Origin of the sequence: Variimorphobacter saccharofermentans (genome assembly GCF_014174405.1) — a bacterium.
Taxonomy (GTDB): domain Bacteria; phylum Bacillota; class Clostridia; order Lachnospirales; family Lachnospiraceae; genus Mobilitalea; species Mobilitalea saccharofermentans.
Genome location: NZ_JACEGA010000001.1, coordinates 828,965 through 841,393 on the forward strand (window position 1 = coordinate 828,965; position 12,429 = coordinate 841,393).

A 12,429-nucleotide genomic window follows, 5' to 3' on the forward strand; every position below is an offset into this window, starting at 1 on the left:
GTCATAAACATTTTGCAACAGCTCCTTCTTTTGTTACTAGCTATTCTGTCTATTTCTTCGATCCCTCATACGTAAGGTGGGATCCAGTATCTTCTTACGAATTCGAAGGCTTTTCGGAGTTACCTCTAAAAGCTCGTCGGTCTCGATAAATTCCAAAGCCTGTTCCAGACTGAGAATCTTCGGAGGAGTCAATCGCAATGCTTCGTCTGCACTGGAAGAGCGGGTGTTCGTAAGCTGCTTTCTTTTACATACATTAACCTCGATATCCTCGGCCTTCGGGTTCTGTCCCACAACCATACCGGAGTATACTTTAACGCCTGGTCCAATGAATAGAATGCCACGCTCCTGTGCGTTATATAAACCATAAGTAATACTTTCACCAGTTTCATAAGCGATCAGGCTGCCGGTTTTGCGATACTGAATATCTCCCTTATATGGACCATAGCCGTCAAATAAGGTATTGATAATTCCGTTACCCTTGGTATCGGTTAAGAATTCCCCACGGTATCCAATCAATCCACGAGCAGGGATGGAAAACTCTATACGGGTATGACCGTTGCCAGAGGTATGCATGTTAATCATTTCACCTTTTCGCTGGCCTAATTTCTCAATAACCGTTCCTGCGAATTCATCCGGAACATCGATCATTGCATGTTCCATAGGCTCCAGCTTCTTGCCGTTCTCATCCGTCTTATATAATACTTCTGCTTTACTTACTGAGAATTCATAGCCTTCCCGTCTCATATTTTCAATAAGTACGGATAGATGAAGCTCTCCTCGTCCGGATACCTTAAAGCTTTCCGTAGTATCTGTTTCTTCGACACGAAGACTTACATCCGTATTTAACTCCCTCATTAATCGATCTCTCAAATGACGAGAGGTTACGAATTTACCCTCGGTTCCAGCAAGGGGGCTATCATTTACATTAAAGTACATCGCAATCGTTGGTTCGGATATCTTCTGAAACGGAATAGGTTCAGGATGTTCCGGCGAGCAGATGGTATCTCCAATATGAATATCTGCAATTCCGGAAATGGCAACGATGGAACCAACAGTTGCTTCATTAACCTCTACTCTCTTTAAGCCGTCGAATTCATAGAGCTTACTGATCTTTACCTTCACATTCATATCCGGATCATGCGCGTTTACTAAAACCACTTCCTGATTCACCCGGATGGTGCCGTTATCTACCTTACCAATTCCGATTCTTCCTACATATTCATTATAATCAATGGTACTGATGAGTACCTGTGTGCTCTGATCAGGGTCTCCCTCCGGAGCCGGAATATAGTTTATGATGGTTTCAAATAGTGGTGTCATGTCCTTTGCTTCTTCCTCCATGGATAAGGAAGCAATACCGGATTTCGCAGAAGCAAATACAAAGGGACAGTCAAGCTGTTCATCATTGGCATCAAGCTCCAGTAACAGCTCCAATACTTCATCAACGACCTCAGTCGGTCTGGCTTCTGGTCGATCCATTTTATTTACACATACAATAACGGGTAAAGAAAGCTCCAGAGCCTTTTTCAATACGAATTTCGTCTGTGGCATGGGCCCTTCAAAAGCATCCACTACTAATATAACACCATTCACCATTTTTAGAACACGCTCTACTTCTCCTCCGAAGTCGGCATGTCCGGGTGTATCAATAATATTTATTTTGCATCCGTTATAGAATACGGCAGTATTTTTTGACAAAATTGTGATACCGCGCTCACGTTCAATGGCATTGGAATCCATGACTCTTTCTACAACAGCCTGATTAGATCGAAATACACCACTTTGCTTTAACAATTCATCAACCAGGGTTGTCTTACCATGGTCAACATGGGCGATAATAGCTATATTTCGAATATCCTCTCGTTTCATCTTTCTCCTCATTTCTGAAATACATTCATAGTACTCTGGTAACAGTTCAAGCTTGGCCAGAAATCCGATTGTAATAATCCAGTCGAATTTCTGGTCAAGCCTGTACTGCGACGTACTCTAGGCAACTTTTACATTGTAGCATTGCCTAAATTAAAAATCAACGTGTGACAGGAAAAAAATTAATAAAAAAATTACTATTTTATTGTATAGAATTACAAAAATTGGATATTTTTATAATATATATCATTTTTTACTTCTAAAATATGGAAATTAGCATATATTTAATCATAGGTGAATGAAAGCTGTTTTTAGGCGAAACAGAAATTTCACCCCACATTTTAGAGCAGATTGGCGTAGAATGAACGCCGGGAAAGAAGGGAGAGGTACGATATGACAGATAAAGTATTTGATAACAATCAAGTAAGTATTGCAGGAGAGGTAGTCAGTGACTTCACGTTCAGCCATGACGTATTCGGAGAAGGATTTTATGTATTAGAGGTTGTAGTAAGTCGGTTGAGTAATTCGTTTGATATGATACCGGTGATGGTTTCAGAGCGACTCATTGACGTAAAGCAGGATTATAAGGGTAAATATGTAGAGGTATTGGGACAATTCAGATCTTATAATCGACATGAAGAGAGTAAAAACAAGTTAGTGCTTTCGGTATTTGCCAGAGAGGTTAAAATGGTGGATGAATTATCCGAGAATGTAAAGCCGAATCACATTTTCCTAGATGGCTTCGTATGCAAGCCGCCAATATATCGTAAGACCCCGCTGGGACGAGAAATAGCAGATGTTCTGTTAGCAGTAAACCGTCCTTATGGAAAATCGGACTATATCCCCTGCATTTGCTGGGGCAGAAACGCAAGATTTGCAGAAGGCTTCGCAGTAGGAGGCCATGTTCAGATATGGGGCCGTATTCAAAGCCGTGAATACCAGAAAAAGATCAGCGAAACCGAATTTGAAAAACGGATTGCCTATGAGGTATCAGTAAGTAAGCTCGAATATTTGGAGGAATACTAGAAAAGCAATTGCTTCCTATTATAATGATATAATGGGCTGTTGTAAAATGTAGCATCAGAAATCTGCCAATACATTTTACAATAGCCTTTTTTCATACATAATAGTCCGGGCTCCTGCTTTCACTTACCATTAAACTTTTCCATTCATATTAATACAGGTTAAACTGCAGTGATACGTGAAAGACATATGAGTGGATGCTATCCCTGTTAATATCATAGTAGTTCCGTATATTAACAGGTTGCTGACAGGTAGTACCGATAAGATCCCCGTTTAGAGAAGCATTTTTAATTTATGTGCAATTCTTAGGTATCTGAGTGAGCGGTGAAATCAGACGTGCGATAAGTCGCACGAGCGCAACCGTCTCTAGAATGATACTATAAAAAAGTCGTTGACAATATGGGGATAGGGTGCTAATATGAGGGTAATAATTAGAAATTACATATTGCTTATGGTAGAGGTTGCATTGTTTATGAGTAACTGCGGGATATGTCAGGCATAGAAGAACGTAGCGAAAGGAAACGGTGCCGAAGTGATAATAAACCTGATTTATTATTGCTGGGCATGTGGTTAAGAACCATATGACTGTCATCATATTTTGATGGAGCGCTGCCTAAAGAATATATTAGCTGTAGAAGTAGGATTGTAAGATATCATCCTGAATTCAAGCAGTCATTCTTTAGTGTCGACTCTGGTGTCGACTTTTTTTATTGATAAAATGAGCAAAAGCAATACCTCAATAAATATCCTGAGCATATGGAAGCTTTCACATTATGTGAATTATTTGGAACCTATTAGTATATGTGTCGTTTGGTTAACAAGGGCATAAATCTGAAATGCGCAAGGGAGCGCGGAATGGAGGAAAATATGGCAGTATTTAAAGGAGCAGGTGTTGCGATTGTTACACCATTTAATCAGAACAATGAAGTGGATTATGAGAAGCTTGGGGAATTAATTGAATTTCAGATTGCAAACGGAACGGACAGTATTATCATCTGTGGTACCACAGGAGAAGCTTCCACGTTAACACATGAAGAGCATCTGGAATGCATACGATACACCGTGGAGAAGGTGGCAAAGCGTGTTCCGGTAATCGCGGGAACAGGATCTAACTGTACCAATACGGCAATTTATTTATCAAAGGAAGCAGAAAGCTATGGAGCTGATGCATTACTTGTAGTAACCCCTTATTATAATAAAGCAACCCAGAAGGGACTTATCGCACATTTCACAGCAATTGCAGAATCGGTATCCATACCGGTAATACTATATAATGTACCTAGCAGAACTGGCTGTAACATTTTACCTCAGACAATTGCAAGCCTTGTGAAAAACGTTAAGAATATCGTAGGTGTGAAAGAGGCAAGCGGCAATATTGCCCAGGTTGCTGAGATTATGCAATTAACCGGTGGAAAGATTGATCTTTATTCCGGATGTGATGAGATGGTTGTACCAGTACTGAGCTTAGGTGGTATTGGAGTTATCTCCGTATTATCCAATATTGCACCGAAGGAAACACACGATATGGTTGCAAAATATCTGGAAGGCGATGTGATAGCCAGCCGTGAGCTTCAATTAAAATATCTTCCGTTAATTAATGCACTTTTCTGTGAGGTGAATCCAATTCCGGTTAAGAAAGCAGTTAATCTAATGGGATTTCAGGCAGGAGCACTCAGAATGCCATTAACAGATATGGAGTCTGCCAATGTAGAGCGTCTGGTTAAGGAGATGCAAGCGGTAGGAATTAAAACAATAGCATAGGATGTCATCCTTAGGAGGAAGCATATGACAAATATTATTTTGCGTGGATGCAATGGTAAGATGGGCCAGGTAATAGCCGACATCGTGGAAGCGGACGACGATGCAGTAATTGTTGCCGGTATCGATGTATCACAGAACAGAGTTGCTAAATTTCCAGTGTATCAGAGCTTTCAGAAATGTAATGTAAAAGCAGATGTAATCATAGACTTTTCAGCACCAGTCAATGTGGAGGAAATGCTGGACTTTGCAAAAAGTCAGGGAATTGGAATTGTACTCTGTACGACAGGTTTATCTAAGGAACAGCTGGCGATTATTGATGAAGCTTCCAGGGAAATACCGATTTTCCGCTCAGCGAATATGTCCATGGGTATCAATTTGATTACGAAATTGGTTCAGGAAGCAACCTATATTCTTGCTGATGCCGGATATGATATAGAAATTGTTGAGAGACATCATAATAAAAAGGTGGATGCACCTTCCGGAACCGCCCTTGCTTTGGCAGATGCCATTAATCAGGTACTCAATAATGAATACGAGTATAAATTTGATCGTTCTGCAGATCGTGTAGCCAGAAGTAAGAAGGAAATTGGTATTTCAGCAGTTCGCGGTGGCACCATCGTAGGTGAGCATGAAGTTATTTTTGCTGGTACCGATGAGGTAATCGAGATCAAGCATACGGCTTATTCCAAAGCGGTATTCGCAAAGGGAGCTGTTCAGGCAGCCAAATTCCTTCCGGGAAAACCTGCCGGTATGTATCGAATGAGCGATATGATGGATTAATTTCGTTATAATTAGGAAGCATACGGAGTGATAGTATAAAGTCCCATATAGGGATTGTATATTGTCACTCCGTTTTTTATACAATCTTCTTTCAGCATCATTGTGCTTTTGCTAAATTCTGCCCTCAATCTGTAATCATGCTAAAATTATCTAATTTGTTCACAAAATTTTCGTAATCTTATTGTAAGATAATCATGTCAAAAGCCACATCCTCAAGAGGGATATGTTATGAACGTAAGAAGCAACGGTAATTTTTCTTATGATATCTACGATACCATGACCTTTTGACAATCATCCATGATGACTAGGAATCAAAAACGGTCTCTTATAGCAGATATCATATATAAAAGGTTGACCTTGAGTATGTGGTATCTATTTTCATGCACGAAAATGAGTTGGATAAGGAGGAGAAATCTTGATTGAGGTAAAAAATTTAGTGAAGCGTTATGGAAATCATATCGCAGTGGATCATTTATCCTTTACCGTTGAAAAAGGACAGATACTCGGCTTTCTGGGACCGAACGGTGCAGGAAAATCTACAACCATGAATATTATCACAGGCTATATATCGGCTACGGAGGGAACCGTTACTGTGAATGGACATGATGTCTATGAAGAGCCGGAGGAAGTGAAACGAATGATCGGCTATCTGCCGGAATTTCCTCCCTTATATCCGGATATGACAATCAGGGAGTATCTTAACTTTGTAGCTGATATCAAAAAAGTAAGCAAAAGTGAGAAAAAGCAGATGGTTGAGGAGGTAATGGAGGCCACAATGATAACTCCCATGGCGAACCGTCTGATCAAGCATTTATCAAAGGGATATAAGCAAAGAGTTGGATTGGCCCAGGCGATCATGGGATATCCCGAGTTGATTATACTGGACGAGCCTACAGTAGGTCTGGATCCAAAGCAGATTATTGAGATTCGAGAATTAATTAAGAATTTAAGTAAGAATCATACCGTTATTCTAAGCTCCCATATTATGCAGGAGGTTAGCGCAGTATGTGATACGATTATGATTATTGATAAAGGAAAGCTGATCCTGCAGGATAAGCCAGAGAACCTAAGTGCGCGGATGGGTGCAACCGGTGGTATCAGACTTTCTGTGAAAGGAGATAAGGAGACGATTCGGAATACTCTTGGCAGTATCGATCGTATCTTATCAATCGAAGAATTACCTGCAGTGGAAGAGGGCGTATACGAATTCAGCATATCCTGCAATGAAAATGAGGATATCCGTGAGGATGTATTCTATGCTATGTGCAAATCGAACACTCCGATTTTGGAAATGAAGTCAATCCGTATGAGCCTGGAGGATATCTTCCTTAAGGTAACAAACAATTATGAGAATTCCATAACTAGTGAAGAAAATGACAAGATGATTGAATCGGAGATGGGAGAGGCTCCGGATGAGAATTCTGCTTCTGAAGCGGAACAAGTAAATATGACGGAGGAGGAGAAATCAGATGCTGGCGATTTATAAGAAGGAATTACGTTCCTATTATACCTCAGTAATAGGATATGTATTTATTGCATTATTTCTTGCTATCATAGGAGTTTATTTTTTTGTTCAGAACCTAATATATCAGGTGGGTAATTTTGAAACCACCATATCTTCAATTACCTTTTTATTCGCATTATTGGTACCGTTATTAACGATGAGATTAATGGCGGAGGAAAACAGACAGAAGACCGATCAGCTTTTGTATACCTCACCGCTTACTGCAACATCAATCGTTAGCGGTAAGTTCTTATCCGTTTTTACAGTGTTCCTTACGGTAATTGGTGTGATCTGCTTCTATCCGTTGATATTATCGCAGTACGGGAAGGTGCCGATGGAGTCGGCTTATGCTAGTATTTTTGGATTTGCATTACTAGGAGCCGCATATCTTTCCATGGGACTTTACATTTCCAGTCTGACGGAGAGCCAGGTAGTAGCTGCAGTTGTTACCTATATAGTATTTATTTTTACAGCATTAATGGAAGGAATAGCAGGTGTCTTACCCACTGATAAAAAGGCCGCTTTTGTAACCTTTACGGTTATCTTGATCATCATATGCCTTATTATTTATCGGATGATGCATAATTTAACCATTGCATTGGGAATTGGACTGCTTGGAGAAGCAGGGTTAACAGCGATCTATATTCTGAAGCCCACGTTATTTGATGGACTAATCATCAAGGTGCTCGAATGGCTTTCCATTGCATCCCGTTTTAGTCCGTTCTACTATGGCATTTTAGATATATCAAGTATTGTATATTATCTTAGCATAACCATTTTGTTTTTGTTTTTAACGGTACAGGTTATTAAGAAGAAGAGATGGAGTTAGGAAAGGAGAAGGATACCGTGAACGAATTAAACAATGCAGATAAGAAGAACATATTCGGAAAGATGAAAGAATCCTTTTCCGGAAGAAAGTTTCGCAGCGGATTTTATGTTACAGTAGTATCCATGATAGTGATTGTCATCGTATTGGTTGTGAATATGCTGATATCTCAAATGAATATCCAGTTTGACTTAAGTACGCAGGGAATGTTTACCCTAACAAAGGAATCTAAGGATATGATAAAAGCTCTTAAGGATGATATCACCATTTATTATATGGTTGAAGCCGGAAATGAGAAGGATGTATATCAGAAAATAGCAGAACAATATGATACCTTGTCCGATCATATTTCCCTGGAGAGTAAGGACCCGGTATTATATCCTGCCTTTGCGAAGGAGCATAACATTGAGGAAGTTGTGGATCAGGACAGCTTTATCGTTGTTAACAATACGAATGGCAGAGCAAAATATATTCCGAGTAGTGATTTGCTGGAACAGACGATGGATTACCAGACCTATCAGACACAGGTTACCGGAATTGATGTGGAGGGTCAGTTAAGCTCTGCAATTCAATATGTAACCATGGAGGAGCTGCCGCTGATTTATCTTGTCAGTGGACACGGGGAAGAGGAAGTTGGTAAGGCATTTGGTGAGTCCATGGAGAAAATGAATGTAACCACGAAGAAACTGCAGACAGCAACGATTTCCGAGATACCAGAGGATTGTGATATCCTGTTTATCAATGCCCCCGATACCGATTTCAAAGAGGAAGAGGTTACTATGATTAAGGATTATCTGGCTGCGGGAGGAAATGTCATAATTACTCTGGATGCTATGGCAGGTAAATTATCGAATCTGGAATCTATCATTAACTATTATGGGATTGATGTGGTAAATGGTGTGGTAGTCGAAGGGGATACCAATCATCATGCTTCCAATTATCCTCATTTCCTTGTGCCGACTATAGACAATCATGTGATCACGAAATCGGCATCCAAGAGCAGGATTCTGGTATTTATGCCATATTCCTTAGGACTTAAGGAAGCAGAAACGAAAAGAAGCTCATTAAAACTGGAACCGTTACTTTTTACCACCAATTCTGCCTATGCAAAGGGAGAAGGAAATGAGGCGATAACGAAGGAAGAAGGAGATATCGAAGGCCCATTTAACCTGGGAATGCTTTCTTCTGATACTTACAATGGAGTAACCTCGAACCTGGTTGTATATTCATCCGGTTTGATGTTTAGCGACGATATGGCGGGATATGCGAACATGAATATATTATCCGGAACCGTAGGCTATATGGAGGGAGATCAGGCTCCGTTATCCATACCTTCCAAGAGTACGGCAGCAGCTCGAATTCAGATAACACAGCAGAAAGCTATCTTCTGGGGCGGTGTAGTAGTTATCTTTCTTCCTGTAGCTATTCTGGTAACGGGTATTGTTGTTAGTGTTAGAAGGAGGAAGAAGTAATGACAAAACGAAAGAGACGAAACGCAGTCACACTTGTTTCACTTCTTTTGGTATTAGTAGCCCTGATTGCTTTTTATTTCTGGTATATGAACAGGGATACCGATAGTACAGAGGACCAGGATAATAACATATCCCTCGCAACCTTAGATCCTGAACAGATAACCTCTCTTCGTTATAAGGCGAAGGATGCAGATCTCACCCTGATTAAGGAAGGCGAACTGTGGAAATCAGAGGAGCAGCCGGATCGTCCGATCAATCAGGATCATGTAGAAAGCATTATCAATACGGTGAAAGTAGTTAATGCGTCACGTATTATAAGCGAAACCACAGAGAATCTTCAGGATTATGGACTGGATAATCCAGCTGCATACGTTTGTGCCACTCAGAAGGATGGAGTTACCTTAACTATTCAAATCGGGAATAGAGTGAGCACAAAGGACGGTTATTATGCAATGGTGAATGAGGATGGTAAGATATATCTTCTACCTACCTCATACGGCTCAGGACTACAATACAATGACATTGATATGACAGCAGTGGATGAGACCATCTCCTTTGCTTCCGAGGATATTTACTATCTGAAGGTCGACAACAGAGATGGTGAGGATTATGAATTTGTATATGACACGAATAATTCCTTCGATAAAACGGACTCATTGTATCCCTGGCTGATTAAGCAGCCATATGATGAGGGCTATACAGCAGATACCTCCGATCTTATGGAACTATTCGGCAATTATACCAGCTTTGACTTTGGTACCTGTGTAGACTATTCCGGTAAGGAATTTGGCAAGTATGGTCTGGAGGAACCTTCACACACTATTGATATCGGTTACTATGAAACACGCACCGAAGCACTTCCGACACCGGAGGTAGATGAGAATACCGGAGAAGAGATAACACAAAAGACCTATAAGGATGAGAAAAGTCTGACGCTTTATATAGGTAACACAGATGGTAATGGTAATTACTATGTTCGTAAAGAGGGCTCGAATTTGGTTCAGACCATGAAGGAGGATACCATCAATAAAATGCTTCAGGTTGATGTGTTTAGCGTAATTAATACCTTTGTGTGCCTACCCAATATAGACACGGTTGATCGAATCAGTGCAGACATTGAGGGTAAGTCCTATGTGATGGAAATTAAAAGGAGTAAGGATAAGGACGAGGAAGGAAAAGAAATAACCAAAGCAACTTACTACTATAACGGAGAAGAAGTGGAGGAAGGCGTATTTAAGGACGTATATCAGGAGGTTGTTAGTGCCCAATACGATGCGGAAATGAAAAAAGATATGGGAATAGGGCAAGGAAAGCCTTATCTAACGATCAGCTATCAACTGAATGATGAAAATAAAACAATTAAGACCGCCTCGTACTTCCCTTACGATGACAGCTTTTATGCAGTGGACAGCGGACATGGCATCCGTTTCCTGGCAGATAAAAGAAAGATTGATGATATAGCAGCTGCGATCATTAACTTTAAAACCACGGAGGAATAAATTCCGGATGAATCCCCCGGAGCATTATCCCTCCTGAGTAGCTTAATCCATATCCTCCTTGAGTTGCCTAATCGACAGGAAGCTCAAGGAGGATATCTTTACATTCAACCAGAATTCCAACAGAATTCATTGTTAAAGCGAGAGTATCCTCTTCATAATATTCCTCAGTATTGATTTCCAGCCGAAAGGTTTCACCCTCCGGAAGGGAGCCGTTGAAGGGCAAAGGATCAATTGGATTCAGATATAAATATATTTTATCATTGTTCTCCGATGAAACAGTATAATCGATAATGATGTTATTCTTATCCCGGGTCACCTTATGAACAATAACAGAATAATCATATAAAGTAAATTGCTGTTTCTTCTCAAGTGTCATATTTTCAGAGGGCAATAGTATCCGAACTCTTTCCCTATCCTGCTCTGACTGTTCTGAAGTCTCATCAGAAGGGTCATTATAGCTTCTGTAGGCCCAGTAATAATCACTCGTTATATGAAATGGACCCTGTTCCTCTCTGGGTATCAGATATAAATTCTGGTATTGCTTATACTGTAGTAATGATTGATTGGTATTCTTTATAGTCTGTTGCGTAATACCGACTTGGAAATCCGTGTTTGGATATTTATCGGATGTAAAGGAAAGACCGTAGACATAATAACGATCATTCTCAAGGGGAATTTGCACAATCTCAAGCTCATTGAATTGTGACCGCTTCATCCTGCGATAATCCAATTCACTATAGGCGGGAACCGGATCCAGCTTAAGAAGAACGGGAATCTCATTAATCGTAAGTTCAATCTGATTATTTTCAATCTGAATATCATTATCCACAAATTGCATGGACCAATTGGTTTCGGGGTTGTCGGAGGTGGTTTCATTCTGAATATTGCCATAACGAATCGAAAATGTCTGGGAGGGATCACTGGAAGCAAGGAGATACACGCTATCATCATATACAACCAGAAAATCTAAGGTCAGATTGGTATTCGGATCCACTGAAACAGACTTCTTCAGATAATATATGGGTTTTGCATGAGCTGCATCCACAAATCCCTGTCTCAGATCATAATAATACCTGGGATGGAGCCAGCTTATTGCGGTCAGAAAACATAGAAGTAAAACAATAATCATTATGCAAGCTAGTCCATATTGCTTTATGTTACGTGGGTTCTTAGGAGTATTTTCAAGCAGGGTTTCCTCCATATTAGTCCTCCTTTTTATACTGTATTAGCTTCTCTCGTAAGGTTAATGTCATATGCTGTAACGACTCTTTATCCGGACGATATTGATCGTGATACAACTCCTCCGCAGAAAGCTGCCATACGGGACCTCGCTTAGGAGTGTCGCCATCTCTTCTCGGGAAGATGTGCCAATGAACATGGGAGTCCCCGTTACCGAGCAATTCATAATTCAGCTTATCCGGATGAAATACCTGATATACTGCTTCGGCAACCAGGGACATTTCCTCCAGATATTTTATGCGAAATTCCTTCGGAAGCTCATGAAGTTCCGATACATGTCTTTTACATAGGAATAAAGTATAGCCTTTAAACCTTTGAAAATCTCCGACTACGACATATCCGGTCTCCATCTCATATACGAAATACGGATTAGTTCCGTTTTTGATCATTTCAATTCGATCACATATTAAGCAGGACATATAGATACCTCCCGAATTATTATTTAATATAGGCATTATT

At 40.3% G+C, this 12,429-nt stretch carries 10 protein-coding genes and 1 riboswitch; of the genes, 7 read left to right on the top strand and 3 right to left on the bottom strand.

The window, feature by feature from the left end; translation table 11 throughout:
* Window positions 1-36: 36 nt before the first annotated feature.
* Window positions 37-1,869, bottom strand: coding sequence for a translational GTPase TypA (typA, locus tag H0486_RS03705; RefSeq protein ID WP_228351705.1), 1,833 nt, complete (start codon window positions 1,867-1,869; stop codon window positions 37-39).
* Window positions 1,870-2,259: 390 nt separating this feature from the next.
* Here typA and H0486_RS03710 point away from each other — a divergent pair, with 390 nt between their 5' ends.
* The 7 genes from H0486_RS03710 to H0486_RS03740 all read left to right on the top strand — a co-directional run bounded on the left by H0486_RS03710 (window position 2,260) and on the right by H0486_RS03740 (window position 10,731).
* A complete protein-coding gene (locus H0486_RS03710) occupies window positions 2,260-2,892 on the top strand; it encodes a single-stranded DNA-binding protein (RefSeq protein ID WP_228351706.1) in 633 nt (210 codons plus the stop codon).
* Between the two features lie 444 nt (window positions 2,893-3,336).
* Window positions 3,337-3,509: riboswitch (Lysine riboswitch) on the top strand.
* Window positions 3,510-3,756: 247 nt separating this feature from the next.
* Window positions 3,757-4,650, top strand: a complete 894-nt coding sequence (gene dapA, locus H0486_RS03715) for a 4-hydroxy-tetrahydrodipicolinate synthase (RefSeq protein ID WP_228351707.1) — start codon at window positions 3,757-3,759, stop codon at window positions 4,648-4,650.
* Window positions 4,651-4,674: 24 nt separating this feature from the next.
* The gene (gene dapB / locus H0486_RS03720; RefSeq protein WP_228351708.1) at window positions 4,675-5,430 is read left to right on the top strand and encodes a 4-hydroxy-tetrahydrodipicolinate reductase; all 756 of its coding nucleotides are present in this window, start codon (window positions 4,675-4,677) and stop codon (window positions 5,428-5,430) included.
* A gap of 415 nt (window positions 5,431-5,845) precedes the next feature.
* The gene (locus H0486_RS03725) at window positions 5,846-6,916 is read left to right on the top strand and encodes an ATP-binding cassette domain-containing protein (RefSeq protein WP_228351709.1); all 1,071 of its coding nucleotides are present in this window, start codon (window positions 5,846-5,848) and stop codon (window positions 6,914-6,916) included.
* Window positions 6,900-7,763, top strand: coding sequence for an ABC transporter permease (locus H0486_RS03730; RefSeq protein ID WP_228351710.1), 864 nt, complete (start codon window positions 6,900-6,902; stop codon window positions 7,761-7,763). Before H0486_RS03725 ends, H0486_RS03730 begins: the two co-directional genes overlap by 17 nt.
* On the top strand, window positions 7,754-9,232 hold the full coding sequence (locus H0486_RS03735) for a GldG family protein (protein ID WP_228351711.1): 1,479 nt from the start codon (window positions 7,754-7,756) through the stop codon (window positions 9,230-9,232). The genes H0486_RS03730 and H0486_RS03735 overlap by 10 nt, the downstream gene beginning before the upstream one ends.
* A complete protein-coding gene (locus H0486_RS03740) occupies window positions 9,232-10,731 on the top strand; it encodes a DUF4340 domain-containing protein (RefSeq protein ID WP_228351712.1) in 1,500 nt (499 codons plus the stop codon). Before H0486_RS03735 ends, H0486_RS03740 begins: the two co-directional genes overlap by 1 nt.
* Window positions 10,732-10,798: 67 nt before the next feature.
* Here the strand turns inward: H0486_RS03740 and H0486_RS03745 are convergent, their stop codons facing one another.
* Window positions 10,799-11,932: a hypothetical protein gene (locus H0486_RS03745; protein WP_228351713.1), complete on the bottom strand. Its 1,134-nt coding sequence runs from the start codon at window positions 11,930-11,932 to the stop codon at window positions 10,799-10,801.
* Between the two features lies 1 nt (window position 11,933).
* On the bottom strand, window positions 11,934-12,389 hold the full coding sequence (locus tag H0486_RS03750) for an HIT family protein (protein WP_228351714.1): 456 nt from the start codon (window positions 12,387-12,389) through the stop codon (window positions 11,934-11,936).
* Window positions 12,390-12,429 lie beyond the last annotated feature (40 nt).